General features: G+C 68.5%; 15 protein-coding genes. 3 read left to right on the top strand and 12 right to left on the bottom strand.

Annotation, left to right across the window (positions count from 1 at the left end; genetic code table 11):
• Positions 1 to 17: 17 nt before the first annotated feature.
• Positions 18 to 1,610: an acyl-CoA carboxylase subunit beta gene (locus tag ACZ60E_RS28530; protein WP_384811513.1), complete on the top strand. Its 1,593-nt coding sequence runs from the start codon at positions 18 to 20 to the stop codon at positions 1,608 to 1,610.
• Positions 1,611 to 1,670: 60 nt separating this feature from the next.
• Positions 1,671 to 1,865, top strand: coding sequence for an acyl-CoA carboxylase epsilon subunit (locus ACZ60E_RS28525; protein ID WP_384811515.1), 195 nt, complete (start codon positions 1,671 to 1,673; stop codon positions 1,863 to 1,865).
• 66 nt (positions 1,866 to 1,931) lie between these two features.
• Here the strand turns inward: ACZ60E_RS28525 and ACZ60E_RS28520 are convergent, their stop codons facing one another.
• Genes ACZ60E_RS28520 through ACZ60E_RS28510 form a run of 3 tightly spaced genes read right to left on the bottom strand, consistent with a single transcriptional unit; the run spans position 1,932 to position 3,194 of the window.
• Entirely contained in the window at positions 1,932 to 2,117 is a 186-nt protein-coding gene (locus ACZ60E_RS28520) for a DUF397 domain-containing protein (protein WP_469444128.1), read from the bottom strand.
• 33 nt (positions 2,118 to 2,150) lie between these two features.
• Positions 2,151 to 2,330: a DUF397 domain-containing protein gene (locus ACZ60E_RS28515; protein ID WP_469444126.1), complete on the bottom strand. Its 180-nt coding sequence runs from the start codon at positions 2,328 to 2,330 to the stop codon at positions 2,151 to 2,153.
• Positions 2,331 to 2,342: 12 nt separating this feature from the next.
• Complete coding sequence (locus ACZ60E_RS28510) at positions 2,343 to 3,194, bottom strand: helix-turn-helix domain-containing protein (RefSeq protein ID WP_469444124.1); 852 nt, start codon at positions 3,192 to 3,194, stop codon at positions 2,343 to 2,345.
• Between the two features lie 363 nt (positions 3,195 to 3,557).
• Between ACZ60E_RS28510 and ACZ60E_RS28505 the strand changes: the two genes are divergently transcribed.
• On the top strand, positions 3,558 to 3,941 hold the full coding sequence (locus ACZ60E_RS28505; RefSeq protein ID WP_469444122.1) for an ATP-binding protein: 384 nt from the start codon (positions 3,558 to 3,560) through the stop codon (positions 3,939 to 3,941).
• A 163-nt stretch (positions 3,942 to 4,104) separates the two neighbouring features.
• Here ACZ60E_RS28505 and ACZ60E_RS28500 read toward each other — a convergent pair whose 3' ends face one another.
• From ACZ60E_RS28500 to ACZ60E_RS28460, 9 genes are all read right to left on the bottom strand, one after another.
• Complete coding sequence (locus ACZ60E_RS28500; protein ID WP_469444120.1) at positions 4,105 to 6,234, bottom strand: NACHT domain-containing protein; 2,130 nt, start codon at positions 6,232 to 6,234, stop codon at positions 4,105 to 4,107.
• A gap of 63 nt (positions 6,235 to 6,297) precedes the next feature.
• Positions 6,298 to 6,879: a GTP-binding protein gene (locus tag ACZ60E_RS28495; protein WP_006375305.1), complete on the bottom strand. Its 582-nt coding sequence runs from the start codon at positions 6,877 to 6,879 to the stop codon at positions 6,298 to 6,300.
• Entirely contained in the window at positions 6,860 to 7,435 is a 576-nt protein-coding gene (locus tag ACZ60E_RS28490; protein WP_469444118.1) for a DUF742 domain-containing protein, read from the bottom strand. Before ACZ60E_RS28490 ends, ACZ60E_RS28495 begins: the two co-directional genes overlap by 20 nt.
• A gap of 92 nt (positions 7,436 to 7,527) precedes the next feature.
• The gene (locus ACZ60E_RS28485; protein ID WP_267027419.1) at positions 7,528 to 7,941 is read right to left on the bottom strand and encodes a roadblock/LC7 domain-containing protein; all 414 of its coding nucleotides are present in this window, start codon (positions 7,939 to 7,941) and stop codon (positions 7,528 to 7,530) included.
• A 10-nt stretch (positions 7,942 to 7,951) separates the two neighbouring features.
• Positions 7,952 to 11,272, bottom strand: a complete 3,321-nt coding sequence (locus ACZ60E_RS28480; RefSeq protein WP_469444116.1) for a sensor histidine kinase — start codon at positions 11,270 to 11,272, stop codon at positions 7,952 to 7,954.
• A 383-nt stretch (positions 11,273 to 11,655) separates the two neighbouring features.
• On the bottom strand, positions 11,656 to 12,231 hold the full coding sequence (locus tag ACZ60E_RS28475) for a GTP-binding protein (protein ID WP_055520027.1): 576 nt from the start codon (positions 12,229 to 12,231) through the stop codon (positions 11,656 to 11,658).
• Positions 12,212 to 12,613, bottom strand: a complete 402-nt coding sequence (locus ACZ60E_RS28470) for a DUF742 domain-containing protein (protein WP_384811524.1) — start codon at positions 12,611 to 12,613, stop codon at positions 12,212 to 12,214. The genes ACZ60E_RS28475 and ACZ60E_RS28470 overlap by 20 nt, the downstream gene beginning before the upstream one ends.
• A 101-nt stretch (positions 12,614 to 12,714) precedes the next feature.
• Positions 12,715 to 13,128, bottom strand: coding sequence for a roadblock/LC7 domain-containing protein (locus ACZ60E_RS28465; RefSeq protein WP_055520031.1), 414 nt, complete (start codon positions 13,126 to 13,128; stop codon positions 12,715 to 12,717).
• Between the two features lie 9 nt (positions 13,129 to 13,137).
• Entirely contained in the window at positions 13,138 to 16,956 is a 3,819-nt protein-coding gene (locus ACZ60E_RS28460; protein WP_469444114.1) for a sensor histidine kinase, read from the bottom strand.
• Positions 16,957 to 17,359 lie beyond the last annotated feature (403 nt).

The raw sequence follows: 17,359 nt of genomic DNA, 5'->3' as shown, positions 1-17,359 counted from the left end.
CTTCGTAAGGTCGCTACATGACCGTTTTGGACGAGACCGAATCCTTGGCCGACGAACCCGCGGATGCCCGTGGGCGCGTGGCCGAGCTGCAGGCGATCCGTGCGGAGGCTCTTCGCGGACCCAGCGACAAGGCGACCGCGGCGCAGCACGCCAAGGGCAAGCTGACCTCCCGGGAGCGGATCGAGCTGCTGCTGGACGAGGGCTCGTTCAACGAGGTCGAGCAGCTGCGGCGGCACCGGGCCACCGGCTTCGGCCTGGAGGCCAAGAGGCCCTACACGGACGGTGTCATCACCGGCTGGGGCACGGTCGAGGGGCGCACGGTCTTCGTCTACGCCCATGACTTCCGTATCTTCGGCGGCGCGCTGGGCGAGGCCCACGCCACGAAGATCCACAAGATCATGGACATGGCCATCGCGGCCGGAGCGCCCCTGGTCTCCCTCAACGACGGCGCCGGCGCCCGCATCCAGGAGGGCGTGTCGGCCCTCGCCGGGTACGGCGGCATCTTCCAGCGCAACACCCGCGCCTCCGGCGTCATCCCGCAGATCTCCGTGATGCTCGGCCCGTGCGCGGGCGGCGCGGCCTACAGCCCCGCCCTCACCGACTTCGTCTTCATGGTCCGCGAGACCTCGCAGATGTTCATCACCGGCCCGGACGTCGTCAAGGCGGTCACCGGCGAGGAGATCACCCAGAACGGCCTCGGCGGCGCCGACGTGCACGCCGAGACGAGCGGCGTCGCGCACTTCGCGTACGACGACGAGGAGACCTGCATCGCGGAGGTCCGCTACCTCCTGTCGATGCTGCCCCAGAACAACCGCGAGAACCCGCCGACCACCGAGTCCGAGGACCCGGCGGACCGCCGCTCGGACGTCCTCCTGGACCTCGTGCCGGCGGACGGCAGCCGTCCGTACGACATGACCAAGGTCATCGAGGAGCTCGTCGACGACGGCGACTTCCTGGAGATCCACGAGCGCTGGGCCCGCAACATCATCTGCGCCCTGGCCCGGCTCGACGGCCAGGTCGTGGGCATCGTCGCCAACCAGCCGCAGGCCCTGGCGGGCGTGCTGGACATCGAGGCGTCGGAAAAAGCGGCGCGTTTCGTCCAGATGTGCGACGCTTTTAACATCCCGATCGTCACGCTGCTGGATGTGCCGGGCTTCCTGCCCGGTGTCGACCAGGAGCACGGCGGAATCATCCGCCACGGCGCGAAGCTGCTGTACGCCTACTGCAACGCGACCGTGCCGCGGATCTCCCTGATCCTGCGCAAGGCCTACGGCGGCGCGTACATCGTGATGGACAGCCAGTCCATCGGCGCCGACCTCACCTACGCCTGGCCGACCAACGAGATCGCCGTGATGGGCGCGGAGGGCGCCGCGAACGTCATCTTCCGCCGTCAGATCGCGGACGCGGAGGACCCCGAGGCGATGCGCGTGCGCATGGTCAAGGAGTACAAGGCCGAGCTGATGCATCCCTACTACGCGGCCGAGCGCGGCCTGGTCGACGACGTCATCGACCCGGTCGAGACCCGCGAGATCCTCATCCGCTCCCTCGCGATGCTGCGCACGAAGCACGCGGACCTGCCCTCCCGCAAGCACGGAAACCCGCCGCAGTAGTAACCCGGCGGATTCATCGCGGCAATCCCGCGTACCTCTCTCTCACGGAGACTTTCACCCATGGACATTCCTGATATCCGCGTCGAGAAGGGCCACGCCGGCCCCGAGGAACTGGCTGCGGTCACGGCACTCCTCCTGGCCCGCGCGGCCTCCGCGCCCGCCGAGGCCCCGACCCACCGGCGCCACCCGAAGGCCGGCTGGCGCCGCCTGGAACGCACCCCGGGCTTCCGCGCCCCGCACTCCTGGCAGGGCTGAGCCCACGGGTTCGCCCGATCGCCGGGCCCGCTCCTCGTGGAGCGGGCCCGGCGATCGCTGTTTCGCTCAGGGGGAGGGGGTCTGCTTGACGGCCAAGAGCAGCGCGGAGAGCCCTGCACGCGGCAGGGCGAGTATTCGCCCGGGGTCGTCACTCTCGCGGAGGGCGGTGCCGTCTTCGGTGGCGGCGACCTCGACGCAGTTGTTGCCCCCCTCGTCGGAGAACGAGGACTTGACCCAGTTCAGGCCGGACACGAGTGACGCTCCTCTTTCCGGTACCGGGACGGCTCAGGGCTTCTGCTTGATGACCACGAGCAATGCGGAGAGCCCTGCACGCGGCACGGCGAGTATTCGCCCGGGGTCGTCACCCTCGCGGAGGGCGGTGCCGTCTTCGGTGGCGGCAACCTCGACGCAGTTGTTGCCGGAGGCTTCGGAGAAGGACGACTTGAGCCACGTCAACTCGGGCAAGGTACGGACCTCTTACAGGTTTTGAGCGATTCTGAGGATGCGGTCCCTCGATTGCTGGGCATTCAACGCTACCTGTTCGACTGCGTCCATGCGTCGACGGAAGTTGGCCAGCTGAGTGGGCGACTCGAAGAAGACGGCACCGATCGGTGAGTCCACCTGAACGGTGTCGAGATGGGCGCTCTCGGCCGAGGCGTACAGCACCGAGTCGCCTGCCATGGGGAATCCGCCGGCGCTGAACGGGATCACTTGCAGCGTCACGTTGTCGCGCTCGCTCTCTTCGAGCAGGCGATGCAGTTGGGCCCGGGCCACGCGGTGCCCGCCCACCCGCATGTGCAGGGCGGCTTCATGGATCAAGCCCGTGTACGGAACGGCAGGCTCTTTAGTGATCACGTCGTGGCGGGCGAGGCGTTGCGCGATGCGGAGTTCCACTTCGAGGCGTGGCAGGGCCGGGATGAAGAGATCGAAAAGGGCGCGGGCATGCTCCTCGGTTTGGAACATGCCCGGCATGTGAGCTGTCTGCAGGGTTCGCAGAGAACGGGCGCCGTACTCCAGCTCTGCCACATCGAGGAAGTCCGGCGGCACCTTGCCCCGGTACTCGTCCCACCACCCGCCTTTACGGCCGCCGGTCATCGAGGCCAGAACCTCGATCAGCTCCGGGTCGTCGCACTCGTAGATGCTCGCCAGCCGCCGCAGGCGTTGCTCGCTGATGCCGAAGCGCCCCGCTTCGACGTTCGAGATGGTCGTGCGGTCGGTGCCGAGCAACTCGGCCGCCCGCGGCGCGGACAGGCCGACAGCCTCGCGCAGGCGCCGCAGTTCGGCCCCGAAGCGGCGTTGACTGATGGTGGGGGTCTGACGTGGCGCCATGTGGTCCTCTCCTTGCTCGCGCACAGTGTGCCCGTCCGTATTGCCCCCGTCCATCCGAATCAAAAATGCAACTCGTTGGATTGAAAGAGGTATCACGGGTTGTAATGAGTGCGCTACGGTGCGACTTGTGCCACCCGGTGTCCGCCGGTGTGAAGACGCCATGGCACACGTCCAGTTGGCCCCGCACCTCGGAGCTGCCACATGAACACCGAACGGAACCACCACCCCGGTCCGGCCTCTTACCTCCTCCCAGCCCTCGACCCTCTGTCAGGGACCCCGGACCCACCGCCCCTGCCCTTCACCGCTCCCTGGTGCTACGAACTCCACTTCCCCCGCGACCCTAGAGGGCCTGGCATCGCCCGCGTGACGCTCCGGGCAGTCCTGGACGCCCACGGCCTCACCCCGCTCGCGGACCGCGCGGAACTGCTCGCCTCAGAGCTGGCCACCAACTCCGTACGGCACACGCAGGGCCCCGCATCCGTACGGCTCCAGTGGCTGTGCCCCGTACTGCGGGTAAGCGTCTGGGACATGAGCCCCGACCTGCCCCCGGCACCGGGCTCCCGGCGGACGGAGGTCACGGCGCACGCGGAGGACGGCCGCGGCCTGCTCATCCTTGACACCGTGGCCGACCGGTGGGGCGGCTGTGCCATAGGGGAAGGGAAGTTCGGCCCCGGCGGCAAGACGATCTGGTTCGAACTGAACCTGCCTGTCGTGCCACCGCCGGTAGGCTCGACGCTCGTCGCTTGAAGGACATCGGTTCCGTCGGGCGTGGACCTCAAGTAATGGTGACGTTCACGCCTGGCAAGTGCAGAGCTGTGACGGGCTGGTCGTCGGAGGTGTAGCAGGAAGCGATCTGTGCCGACTTCAGGGAGCTGAGTCTGCCCAATCCGAGGGGCTCGTCGGGGATGCGTCATCCATGAATGAGGAGGTCTTGCAAGGAAGGAGGCAGGCCATCGCTCGCCGTCAGGTAGGTGCTCAGGTCGAAGTGGCGGAGGGTGAGGGTTTCAAGCCCGGACATGGCAGAGAGGCCGTTGAGACTGTGGGGCGTGCAGATGTGCTTGCCGGACAGGAAGAGGTTCGAAACGTTGGAGCAGCCGCTAAACGCGCCCAGCGTCATGGTCTCACTCACCCCGAACAAGCTGACCCTCGAAACGGCTTGCCCAAGACACAGACCGTCTAGGTCAGGCGTACCACGGAGTCCGAGGCCTAGGTACTTGAGATACTGCAAGTTCGCCACTGATTCGAGGCACTGCAGCGGCCCTTGCCCAAGGACTGTCAGAGCGCGCAGTTGTGGGTGAGCCGCCAATACCGACAAGTCGCCGACACCGCTGAGGGTTCGGACCCAGCTGATCTCGCTGCGGTTGTTGTCCGACAGGCTGAGCTTGCTGTCGGCGGCGCTCGGGACATTGCGCTCCGTGTCACGGTCATGGACGAGCGTGTCCAGAGCGTTCTTGTACAGCTCCATCCGGTCGCGCGGGAGCTGACTGCCCCGGTTCAGATGCATGGCGCAGAGCATGGCCGCCAGCAACGGGGTGCCTGCGAGGGAGGGGAGATGTGGCCGATCCTTGAGGCTGTTCAGGAGGGACTGCTCATAGCGGGGGAGTTCGTCCACGGCGCAGGGCAGGTCGTCGCCCAGCTCACGTACGGCCTGATGCCATCGCCGTACGAAGGCGGTTAGGTCCGGTGGGGTCATACGGTCGAGATGGAGGGCGGTGAACTCCTCCGACCGCAGCCAGTCCACGCCTGCCGCGGTCGGGCGCGAGGTGACCACCACCCGGATATCGCCGTACGTCCCGAGCAGCCTGCGCAACCACTCCCGTATCGAACGTCGCTCCTTGCCCTGCAACTCGTCCACGCCGTCCACCAGCAGCAGGACCTTGCCGTCGGCGAGCTGTCGTTCCACCCACGCCTTGGGCATGACCCCGGTGATGGTTCCGGCGACCCCGTCCAGCAACTCCTCAGGCTTCGTCGGCAGCGGACGGCCGCTGTACTCGCGCAGCTTGACGAACACGGGTGTGAGCCCGTTCCAGTCGGCCAGTTCGGTGGTGAAGGCGCCACGTGCCGCCGTGATGGCCAGCCATCGCAGCAACGTGGTCTTGCCCGAGCCCGCCTCACCTCGCAGCATCACCCTGGAAGCCGCGCCGAGTGCGGCCTCGACCCGCATTCCAGAACTCTCCGTGCCAGGCTCCTCCCAATCGCTCATGTCGGGTCGGAGCAGTGGAGACGAGCGGCGGCCTGCACGGCGTGTGCCAGCGTCCCCGGTAGTCCGCAGGCTGACGTAAGCCACCGACAGCCGGACCCGTGCCGCCGCACGGTCGGACGTGCGGCGGAACAGCTCGACCTCGTCGAGGTGATTACTGACTAGATTCATGTAATAACGCCTGAAGTCGGCGTCCTGGTCGGCGCCCTCCGGCGCGAATAGTGAGCGGTCGGGCAGCCGTTCCAGAATGCGTGCGACATCCGTGCCCAGTGACGTGGAGCGTTCCAGGAGTTCGGTGAGCGCCCTCTCCTCGAACACCGGCAGACTCCGCACGATGCTGACGTAGTACTGGCAGCACTCGGTGAAGAGCAGCCGGTAGAACTGCTCCTCCGCCTCGTTGAGGCCGACCGGTGCCGGGACCGTCCGGGTGATCCGGCGGATGAGTTCCGCCGGATTGGCGTCGGCGGCGAGGACCGCCTCGTCCGACAGGTCGGCCACGGCGAATGTGTCGCACACCCCGTTGATCGCTGCTTCCCGGCCGCTCTCGTCCAGCCCCCGGAACTCGCGGGCCAGGAACGGTTCCATGCGGGCCGCGGCAGCGTCGGCCATCTCCTCGAACTGTCTGCTGACACTGCGCTGGAGCCGTAAGCCGGGCACCCGCACCCGTATCAGTTCGTCCAATGACAGCCGACGCTCCTGTTCACGCCGCTTGCCGCCCAGCCACATCTGGGCCGCCGTGTTCGCCACGGTCGTTCCCAGCCGTAACGCAGCTACTTCTGCGCCGCTCATCCGCCCCCTTGCCAGACCAACGAGCGTCAATTGTGGCAGGGGCGACGCCAAAGGGTGGCTACTCCGTGAGGAGTAGCCACCCTTTGGTAGTAAGCAGGCCTGGCGTCGTATCCGCTACCGCAAGCGCGCCATCAAGGCATGCTCCACCAACGTGATCAGCGCCGACTTCGCGTCCGCTCGGTGGCGGGCGTCCGTCGTGATGATCGGGGTGTCGGGGCCGATCTGGAGCGCTTCCCGGACCTCGTCCGGGTTGTACGGCTGGCTGCCGTCGAAGCCGTTGAGGGCGATGACGAACGGCAGTCCGCTGTTCTCGAAGTAGTCGACCGCGGGGAAGCAGTCGGCGAGACGGCGCGTGTCGACGAGCACGATCGCGCCGATCGCGCCGCGTACCAGGTCGTCCCACATGAACCAGAAGCGGTCCTGGCCGGGTGTACCGAAGAGGTACAGGATCAGGTCCTGGTCCAGGGTGATACGGCCGAAGTCCATGGCCACCGTCGTGGTGGTCTTGTCCCCGGTGTGGGTGAGGTCGTCGATGCCCGCCGAAGCGGACGTCATCACGGCCTCGGTACGCAGCGGGTTGATCTCCGAGACGGCCCCGACGAACGTGGTCTTGCCCACGCCGAAGCCGCCCGCCACCACGATCTTCGCGGACGTGGTGGAGCGGGAAGGCCCTCCGCTAGAGCTTGCGAAGTCCACTGAGCACCCTTTCGAGCAAAGTCACGGCTGGCTGGCCGCCGGCGCTCTCGTCGCCGCCCGGCTGATGAATGGCGACCAGGCCCGCTTCCGCCAAGTCGGCGACGAGGATCCTGGCCACGCCGAGAGGGATCGTCAGGAGGGCCGAGATTTCGGCCACCGACTTGATCTCCCGGCAGAGGTTGCAGATGCGCTGATGCTCGGGCAACTGGCCCTGCATCTGGTGCGGCTGCGCTGTGGTGTGCACCAGTGCCTCGATGGCGAGCTGGTATCGCGGCCTGGTACGGCCGCCCGTCATCGCATAGGGGCGGACCAGCGGATTGCTGGCACTCCCCGCGGGTGACGGTTCGGGCGAGCGCCGCTGCGGCTGCACGGGCTGGATGCGCGGCGCCGGCGGCTGGTCGTACGGAGAAGGACCCGGACCCTGGGGAGAGTACGGCTGCTGGCGTCGGGGGCTCGGCGCGGAGGGAAAGTTGTACCGGTTCGGCGAACCGTCGCCGCCCTGGCCGGGGCCGTAGGACCAGTTGCCCGAAGGCGAACCGCCTGGGGGTGTTGCCACTTTCTCCTCCTCCGAATGTGCCGGGCCCGTCAACGTGGAGCCGCGTCCCGAAACCTTACGGCCACGGGACGCCAAAACGCATCGCTTGTCTGCTAGTTGAGAAGGCTCCCCTGCAGTTCGGCACGCAGATCCGGCGTGAGGACCGTACCGGCACGGTCGACCAGAAGGGCCATCTCGTACCCAACGAGACCGATGTCCGCTTCCGGATGTGCGAGAACGGCGAGCGAGGAACCGTCGGAAATGGACATGAGGAAGAGGAATCCCCGCTCCATCTCCACAACCGTCTGATTCACCTGCCCGCCCTCGAAGATGCGGGACGCGCCCGCGGTCAGTGAGGTCAGGCCCGACGCGACGGCCGCCAGCTGGTCGGCACGGTCGCGTGGGAAACCGTCGGACATCGCCAGAAGGAGTCCGTCGGCGGAGACCACCACGGTGTGGGACACCCCGGGGGTGTTGTCCACGAAGTTGGTGATCAACCAGTTCAGGTTCTGTGCCGCCTGGCTCATCGGGCTCACACTAACGCTCCTGGTTGTAGGTGCTGTCAGGGCCACCGGGCTGGTTCCTGGTGGCCTGACCGTTCGTTTCACTGGTCGCGTCACGGCCCCGCTGCACACCGCGTCGCAGATTGCTCAGCCTGCCCCGGACGTCCTCGGGAGCACGGGAGATCTGCGGGCCGCCCTGGGGGGTCGATTCCGCGGTGCCCTCGACCAGATTGGCCTTGGGCACCCGCCGCGGCAGACCGGAGGAGGTGACCCCGCCCGCCTTGGGCTGCTTCAGCGCCTCGGCCCGGTGCCACATCTGGTCGTTGTTCGACCGCCAGTCGCCCTTGCCGCCGGTGCCGTTGCTGCCGCCGCCGTTGCTGTCGTTGTTCGCGAAGGGCGCCGGTGACTCCTGGCCCACGGACTGCTTGCCGACCGCGGTGGCTCCGCGGCGGGGAAGTCCGGCGTCGGTGGTTCCGCGGCGCGGAAGTCCGGCGTCGGTGAGCTCGGGGGCGCTGGAGGGGACCGGTCCCGGAGCATCGAAGCCTACGCTGTCCGGCTCGGCCGCCTCAGCGGTCTGCGAGGACTCGGCCTGGGGAGCGTACTCGGCGGGGAAGCCGTTCCGGTACGTCTCCTGCTGCGGCCAGTCGTCCTGGTAGGGCTGCTCCTGGAAGGGCGGGAACGCGTCCTGCCCGGCGGCCTGGTCCGGCTGGTGCTCGTCCTGGCCCGGCTCCGCGTAGGTGCCTTCCTGGTACCCGCCGGCCTGCGGGACCGGCGGGAAGTACGTCTCGTCGTACGACGTCTGCTGCTGTCCCTCGTACGACGTCTGCTGGTCGTAGCCGGGAGCGTCGGTGTACGCGGACGTCTCGGTGTACGCGGCCGCCGTGTCGTCGAACGCGGGCTGACCGTTCTCGTACCCCTGGCCGCCGTTCTCGTAGGCCTGCTGCGGGTCGAACTCGCCCTGGAAGGAGGGAGCCTCGCCGTCGGGGCCGTGCGTCTGGGCCTCCAGGGCCGCGCGGCGCTCCTCACGCATGAGCGAGCGGCCCACCGGGTCCAGCTCGCGTATGTCGTCCGGGACCTCGGGGTTGTAGCGGCTGTCGTCGAAGCCCAGTTCGGCGGCCGTGCGCAGGGCCGGCTGGACGCTCTGGAACTCCTCGCCGCCGAAGGGCGGCTGCGGCTGCTCGGGCTCCGGGATGATCTGCGAGACCGTGAAGTCGTCGCGCTGCACCTGGTAGTCGCCGCCGCCACCGTGGGTGATGGCGTCGGGGAGCATGACGAGTGAGGTCGTGCCGGCCTGCTCGCCCGAGGGGCGCAGCTGGACGCGGATACCGTGCCGGTCGGACAGCCGGCCGACCACGAAGAGGCCCATGCGCTGGGAGATCGCGGCGTCCACGGTCGGCGGGTTGGCCAGCTTGTGGTTGATGTCCGCGAAGTCCTCGGCGGTGAGGCCGATGCCCTTGTCGTGGATCTCGACCATGATGCGGCCGTCCGGCAGACGGGTCGCGGTGACGCGGACCTTGGTCTGCGGGGAGGAGAACGTGGTGGCGTTCTCCAGCAGCTCGGCGAGCAGGTGCACGAGGTCGGTCACGGCACGGCCGTGGATCTCGGCCTCCGGGACCCCCGACAGCTCGATGCGCTCGTACTGCTCCACCTCGGAGGAGGCGGCGCGCAGCACGTCGACCAGCGGGACCGGCTGGTCCCAGCGACGGCCCGGCTCCTCGCCGGCGAGGACCAGGAGGTTCTCGCCGTTGCGGCGCATACGGGTGGCCAGGTGGTCCAGGCGGAAGAGGTTCTCCAGCTGGTCCGGGTCGGCCTCGTTGTTCTCCAGGTCGGTGATGAGGGTCAGCTGGCCCTCGATCAGGGACTGGTTGCGGCGCGACAGGTTGGTGAAGATCGCGTTGATGTTGCCTCGCAGGAGGGCCTGCTCGGCGGCCAGCCGTACGGCCTCGCGGTGGACCTGGTCGAAGGCGCGGGCGACTTCGCCGATCTCGTCCGTGGTGTTGATCGGGATGGGCTGGACACGGGTGTCCACCCGGCCCGGGTCGGTGCGCGAGAGCTGGTCGACGAGCATCGGCAGGCGCTGCTCGGCCACTCCGAAGGCGGCGTTGCGCAGCTGGCGCATCGAGCGGCTCATCTGGCGGGCCACCATGCCGGCCAGGATGAACGCGGCGAGCAGGGCGATGACGACGGCGGCACCGGTGATGAAGGCGTCGCGCTTGGCGTCGGAGGCGATGGTCGAGGCCTCGGACACGGCCTTGTCGCCGAGGTCCGCCTCGATGGTGCGGTACGCGTTGTACTTGGCGGTGTTGACCGCCCACCAGTTCTGGGCGGTGATGCCCTTGTTGGCGAGCGCGACCCGGGCACTGGCGTCGGTCGTCGCGAGGGTGCCGATACCGCTGACCATGTCGGTCTCGCCGGACGGCGGCGGGACATAGGTCTGCCCCCGGGCAGCGGCGGTCTCCGCGGCCTCCTTGGCCTGCGCCGCGCCGTCGGTCTGGATCTGCTTCTTGGCCTGCTCCAGCTTGGCGGCGTCGCTTTCCGTACCACCACCGATGTACTCCTCGACGGCGATGCCTTCGAGGTAGGCGTACGAGGTGAGGGCGACACGCTGCTTGGCCAGGCTGTCGTCGGAGGGCCCCGGCTTGATCAGCAGATGGGTGCCGATGGAGCGCTGGAGCGAGAGAGCGGCCTTGGAGAGGGAGATCGCGTAGACCGTACGGCCGTAGCTGGTGATGTTTCCGGTGCCCAGACCGAGTTCGTTGGCGAACTCCATCAGCGGGTGCTGGATCTCGACGTAACCCTCTTCGGTCTGCACACCCTTGAGCTTCGAGGTGTACGCGGCCGCGCGCAGGGCGGCGAGCTTGGGCTCCTGCTTGCGGAAGATGCCGAGGCGGCGTTCGAGTCCGGCCTTGGCCGGCATGTCCTTGGCGGCCTCGTTGAAGGCGAGGGCCGCCGCGTCCGTCTCACCGCGGGCCTTGACGACGGTCGCGTCCTTCGCGCCCTTGCCCTCGAGCAGGGGGGCGGCGGTGATGTCACGCTCGGAGTAGAGCTTGTCGCCGTAGGTCAGGGCGGCACGGACCAGACGCGCGGTGCTCTCCGCGTCCTCGGCCTGCTGCCAGGTGTCGATGGAGCTCTTCACCTGGAAGCCGCCCATGACGAGGCCGACCACCACGGGTATGAGCAGAATCGCATTCAGTCTGGTCGGTACGCGCCAGTTACGCGGAGAGAAACGGCCGCCGCTGGGCGGCGGTGCGGCCGTCGGCTCCGAGCCGGGCACATGTGCGGGTGCCGCTCCGCGCGGCGGCGGGGTGAAGTTGCCCCGTGCCGACGGCTCGGGACCGTTCTTGCTTCGCCTCACTCGACCAACAACCTCTCGGCTCGGCACCTTCGTCGTGCCGCGTGTGTCTTCCGGCCCTTACTACTGGGCAGTTCTGGCATTCCAGCACGTCAGTGTGTGCTCGTCCAAACACTCGGAACCGAAGATTCCGCGTGACGGGAACCGCAGATAAAACGGAACATAAAGAACGAGCCCCGCCAAAAGGCGGGGCTTTTGTGAGCACAGCGGCATCAGACGACCGCGTCGCGTGGCGGCACCACTCGATATCTCTGTCGAAACGTTATGAACACTGAGGCCGACCGTGTCAAACGACACAGCCGGCTCCAATGCGTCTACGACAACTTTCGTACGGCGTTGCCTACTTGAATGCCGAGCCTCCCAGGACGCCATTCGCCGGGCGGGCCCTACCGCAGGCGTGCCATCAGGGCGTGCTCGACGAGCGTGATCAGAGCACTCTTGGCGTCCGAACGATGGCGGGCATCCGTCGTGATGATCGGGGCGTCGGGCCCGATCTGCAGAGCCTCGCGAACCTCTTCGGGAGTGTAGGGCTGGTGTCCGTCGAAGCCGTTGAGGGCGATGACGAACGGCAGTCCGCTGTTCTCGAAGTAGTCGACCGCAGGGAAGCAGTCGGCCAGGCGGCGGGTGTCGACCAGGACGACGGCGCCGATCGCGCCGCGTACCAGGTCGTCCCACATGAACCAGAAGCGGTCCTGGCCGGGTGTACCGAAGAGGTACAGGATCAGGTCCTGGTCCAGGGTGATACGGCCGAAGTCCATGGCCACCGTGGTGGTGGTCTTGTCCCCGGTGTGGGTGAGGTCGTCGATGCCGGCCGAAGCGGACGTCATCACGGCCTCGGTGCGCAGCGGGTTGATCTCGGAGACGGCACCCACGAACGTGGTCTTGCCGACGCCGAAACCACCCGCCACAACGATCTTCGCGGAGGTGGTCGCCCGCCCTCCGTCAGAGCTTGCGAAGTCCACTGAGCACCCTTTCGAGCAGTGTCACGGCCGGGGCGCCACCGTTGCTCTCGTCGCCACCGGGCTGGTGGATCGCGACGAGTCCGGCTTCCGCGAGGTCCGCGACAAGAATCCGTGCCACGCCCAGGGGCATGGAGAGCAGAGCCGACACCTCGGCCACCGACTTGACTTCACGGCAGAGGTGGCAGATCCGCTGGTGCTCGGGGAGCAGTCCCATGAGCGCTGCCGGATCGGCCGTGGTGCTGATCAGTGCCTCTATGGCGAGCTGGTAGCGCGGCCGGGTCCGGCCGCCGGTCATCGCGTACGGACGTACCAGCGGCTGGTCGCCCTCGTCCTCGTACGAATGAGCGTACGGATCATGAGAAGCGGTGGGCGGCGGGGTCATGGATCCTCCGGGCGGGACAGCAAGTCGGTCAGTCGTGCCGTCTGACGGGGCCGGTGGGGGGAGGGCGGCCGGACGGTTTTCCTACATTCGGTAGAACCTTGCTAGTGGAGCAGGCTGCCCTGGAGCTCCGCCCGCAGGTCCGGTGTGAGCACTGCGCCCGCACGGTCCACAAGCAGAGCCATCTCGTATCCGACGAGGCCGATGTCGCAGTCCGGGTGGGAGAGGACCGCGAGGGACGACCCGTCCGAGATGGACATCAGGAAAAGGAAACCCCGTTCCATCTCGACGACCGTCTGGGCCACCGTGCCGCCCTCGAAGATGCGCGAGGCGCCGGCGGTCAGGGACGTGAGTCCGGAGGCAACGGCCGCGAGCTGGTCGGCGCGGTCGCGCGGGAAGCCCTCGGACATTGCCAGAAGGAGTCCGTCGGCGGAAACGACGACGGTGTGGGACACCCCGGGGGTGTTGTCAACGAAGTTGGTGATCAACCAGTTGAGGTTCTGTGCCGCCTGGCTCATCTGGCTCAACTAACGCTCCTGCTGGTGAGTGGGGCTGGGGAAGCTGCCGGTCTGGCCGGTACCGGCCTGGCGCCCCTGCTGAATGCCCCTACGAAGATTGGTCAGCCGTCCGCGTACGTCATCGGGCGCACGCGAGACCTGCGGACCGGTTTGGTGCTGTTGCTGCTGCTGAGCCGTTCCCGCGACAAGGTTCGCGCGGGGGACCCGGCGCGGCAGACCCGAGACGGTCACGCCACCCGCGGAGGGCTGGCGTACCCGCTCGGCCTGACGGCCGAGTTCGTCATTGGGAGTGGTCCGCCAGGAGGAGGCGGAAGCGCCGGCGGTTGCCGGACGCTGCGGGGCCGCGGGAGCCTGTGCGGGCTGCTGCGGTGTCTGCTCGTTCTGGGCGCCGTCGCCGCCCTGAGCCTGGTTGAACCAGTTGGTTTCCAGGGTGTCGTACAGCGGGGTGCGCCCGTCGCCGGGACTCGTCGCCGGCGGCAGTTCCCAGCCGGCGTTCGATGCCTGCACCTCGTCGGGCCGCTGGTTCGCGGCCCTGTTGTCCGGCTCCGGGGGGAGCGTGGGACGGCGGCGCGACTGCGGGCGCTGCTGCGAGGGGCGGTTGCCGTTGGCGGGCCGTTCGAACTGCCCGGTGCCACCGTCCTGCCGCTCGCCGTAACCCTCGCTGTAGCCCTGCGCCGGGAACTGCCCGGTGTCCTGCTGGGCCGGCGCCGCGTACTGACCGTTGCCGTTGGTCCCGGTGTCGTAGCCGTTCGGGGCGTACTGGGCCGGGTCCTGGCGGTTGTACTGGCCACCCGCCTGGGGGTTGTGCCCCGCACCGGAGTGGTTCGGCGAACCGAACACATCCGTGCGGACGAACTGTCCGTTGTCCTGCGGCGCGTTCGTGCCGGGACGCGGGGCGTCGTAGTCGGGCCGCTGGAACTCGGCGGTGGACGCGGGTCCGGCCTGCCGGTCGTCGATCCGCGGCATCTGCGAGGTGACGTCCGGCTCCTCGTGGCCGCGCGGGGCGTCCTGCGCGGAACGCGGCACCGGCGGCTGCGCGTTGTCGTCGCTCCAGCTGGGCACCCGCGGCTGCGGGTTGCCGCCCGGCAGTTCGGCGCGCGGACCGCCGCGGGGCGGCAGCTGCGGAGACTGCTGCTGGGGGCGACGGCCCTGGTCGCCGTTGCCGGCCGGCCGCTGCTGGGACTGCTGCGAGGAACCGGGGCCGCGGTTGCCGCCCATGGTGTCCTGGCGGTTGCCGCCGAACAGGTCCTGCTGGCCGCCGGAGTTGTTCCCGAAGCCGTTGAAGCTCTGCTGGGCACCGGCGCCCGCGGGTGCCGGCCTGCCCTGCGGGGGATACGGGGGCTGCTGCGGAGACTGCTGGTTGCGGTTTCCGCCCTGCGCACCCGGTCCACCCGGGCGGCCGCCCGCCTCGGGCCTGGGCAGTGCGGCCCGCGGTGCGGAACCCGCTCCGACCTGGCCGCGCTGCGGCGGCGGGTTCAGCCGGCCCCCGTTGCCCTGGCCCTGCGCACCCTGGCCGAGGGCGGGACCGCCGCCGGCACCGCCCCGGCGGGCCGCCGCGACACCGGCCGCGGCCTGCGCCGCCGCCGGACCGCCGACGGTGGGAGCGCCCTGGCCCTGCTTGTTGCCCGGAACCTTCTTGCCGCCCTGGGCGACGTCCACCGGGAGCATGACCAGCGCGGTCGTACCACCGGAGTCGGACGGGCGGAGCTGGATGCGGATGCCGTGCCTCTGCGACAGCCGACCGACCACGAACAGACCCATGCGGCGCGAGACCGAGACGTCCACGGTGGGCGGCGAGGCGAGCCGCTCGTTGATCGCCGCGAGGTCCTCGGGCGAGAGGCCGATGCCGGTGTCGTGGATCTCGATCAGTACGCGGCCGTCGGGCAGCGCGTGACCGGTGACCTTGACCTTGGTCTGCGGGGAGGAGAACGACGTGGCGTTCTCCAGCAGCTCGGCGAGCAGGTGCACGAGGTCGTTGACCACGCGGCCGGCGACCTCGGTGGTGGGCACCGAGGAGAGTTCGATGCGCTCGTACTGCTCCACCTCGGACGCGGCGGCGCGGAGCACGTCGACCAGCGGGACCGGGCGGGTCCAGCGGCGGCCGGGCTCTTCACCGGCGAGGACCAGGAGGTTCTCACCGTTACGGCGCATGCGGGTCGCGAGGTGGTCGAGCTTGAACAGGGAGGACAGCTGGTCCGGGTCGGCCTCGCGGGACTCCAGTTCGGAGATGAGCGAGAGCTGACGCTGGATGAGGCCCTGGGAACGGCGCGAGAGGTTCGTGAACATCGCGTTGACGTTGCCTCGCAGGAGGGCCTGCTCGGCGGCGAGTCGCACAGCCTCGCGGTGCACGTCGTCGAAGGCCGCGGCCACCTGGCCGATCTCGTCCTTGGAGTGCACACCGACCGACTCGACGGACGTGTCGACGTCCTGCGGGTCGGACTCGGAGAGCTGCTTGACCAGCTCGGGCAGTCGGTCCTGGGCGACCTTCGTCGCGGTGTCCTGCAGCCGGCGCAGCGAGCGGATCATCGAGCGGGCCACCACGAAGGCGCCGACCAGCGAGACACCGAGCACCAGCAGGATCAGCGCACCGGAGATGATCGCTTCCTGCTCGGCCTCGTTGCGCAGCTCGCGGGCCTTCTGCTCCATCTGGTTGAGGAGCGTCAGCTCGATCTTCGACATCTCCAGGATCTTGGCGGAGTCGGCGTCCACCCAGTCCAGGTACGAGCGCTTGGCCTGCAGCTGCAGACCGTTGTTGCGCTGCAGGACGCGCGACAGATAGCCGTCGGCGTCCTTGATGGTCGGGCTCGGCTCGTCGAGCGGCTTGGTGAGCTGGTCGGCGTTGCCCTCGTAGATGTTGGCGAAGCTCGTGAGTTCGAACTTCTGGTTCTCGAAGGCGGAGAGGCCGTACTGACGGTCGTTCGGGGAGAGTTCACCGAACGTCTTGTTCGTGGCGGGCAGGGCCGCGGCGATGATCGCTCGCTGGACGGACGCGTACTCCTTGGCGGTGGAGAACGCCGCCAGGGCGCGCGTGCGCTGGATCATCTCCGGGTTGCTGGTCGCCTCGGCCATGTCCTGGGAGAGGCCGAGCAGCTGCTCGATGAGGCGGTGGTACGCCTCGACCGACTGGGACGAGTTGTCCTCGTCCTGGAAGGCGTTGTTGCGGACCTTGTTGAGGGTGTTCAGCTGGGTGGCGATGGCCACCACGTTGTCGCGGACACCGTCGAGGTTCTCGTTGTTGTCCGCGTCGTCGAGCTCGTGGGTGCCTTCGAGGAAGTTGGCACGCGCACGGTCCGTCTTGTCGCGGAGGCCCTTGATCGTGACGTCGCTGGCCTTGGTGCCGTTGGCGAGCGGACCGGCCGACCTGTCGCGCTCCGTCTGGAGCGCAGCGGCGAGCTCGGTCGCCTGCTTGGTCATGTCGGTCAGCAGCTTCATGTTCTCGAGCTGCTGGATCTCGTCCATCGTGTCGCTGATGCGCAGCGCGCCCAGCGAGGTGGCCGCGACCACGGGCAGCGCGAGCAGCGAGACCAGACGCGTGGAGATGCGCCAGTTGCGCAGCGCTATTCGCGAGCCGGGGCCGCTGGGGGCCTTCGCCTTGGGCGGCGCGGGAGCCGGGGTGCCGGGAGCACCGTTCGCCGCGTTCGGACCGCCCTTGCCCTGGGCGCCCTTGGGCGCACCGGGCCGCGAGGAGCGGTCACCGTTGTTGCCGGCCTGCGCCGGTCCCGGGTTCTGGGCGTGCTGGGGCGAGGAGCCGACTGCCCTGGGGCCAGTCCCGCCTTGCGGCTCCGGCTCCGCCGAAGCGCTGCCATCCCTCTTGAAACGTCCCTGCACTAGCGTCGCAACCTCTGGACCAGGCGCCCCTCCGCGTGAACGGTGGGACGGTGTCGGCGTCTTGGGAGCGCCCTGAAAGCACTCCCAGTGGTGGTCGTGAGTGACCGGCGCAGGTTCCCCTTTCCCGCCGCCACTCGGCGCTGCGTTGCGCCCCTGCGCGCCGGGTCGTTCCTGCGGCGGTCCGAGGAATTCCAGCACAGTGCCGGATCTCCAACAAGGCCCATGGGTCATGCTGTGACCTCCGTGACGCGTTGTGAGGGCAGCGTCACGAGACGTAGAAAGTGACCTCATCCATATCGGACACATAGGGACGAGACCTTCGTGAGCAAGGGGTGTCCCAGTCGCCATGATCAGGAGCGGAATGATGTCTTCCGTGGCGTAATGCCCGTTTGGTGACCCGAGG

Source organism: Streptomyces sp. NPDC102514 (assembly GCF_055584525.1).
The sequence above is the reverse complement of the archived record's forward strand: the minus strand, read 5'-3'. Positions and strand labels throughout refer to the sequence as shown.

What these genes read in the sequence shown, in the direction of transcription:
- ACZ60E_RS28530 (WP_384811513.1), top strand. Translation starts at nt 18, where the DNA reads ATGACCGTTTTGGACGAGACCGAATCCTTGGCCGACGAACCCGCGGAT.
- ACZ60E_RS28525 (WP_384811515.1), top strand. Translation starts at nt 1,671, where the DNA reads ATGGACATTCCTGATATCCGCGTCGAGAAGGGCCACGCCGGCCCCGAG.
- ACZ60E_RS28510 (WP_469444124.1), bottom strand. Translation starts at nt 3,194, where the DNA reads ATGGCGCCACGTCAGACCCCCACCATCAGTCAACGCCGCTTCGGGGCC.
- ACZ60E_RS28485 (WP_267027419.1), bottom strand. Translation starts at nt 7,941, where the DNA reads ATGAGCCAGGCGGCACAGAACCTGAACTGGTTGATCACCAACTTCGTG.
- ACZ60E_RS28470 (WP_384811524.1), bottom strand. Translation starts at nt 12,613, where the DNA reads ATGACCCCGCCGCCCACCGCTTCTCATGATCCGTACGCTCATTCGTAC.
- ACZ60E_RS28465 (WP_055520031.1), bottom strand. Translation starts at nt 13,128, where the DNA reads ATGAGCCAGGCGGCACAGAACCTCAACTGGTTGATCACCAACTTCGTT.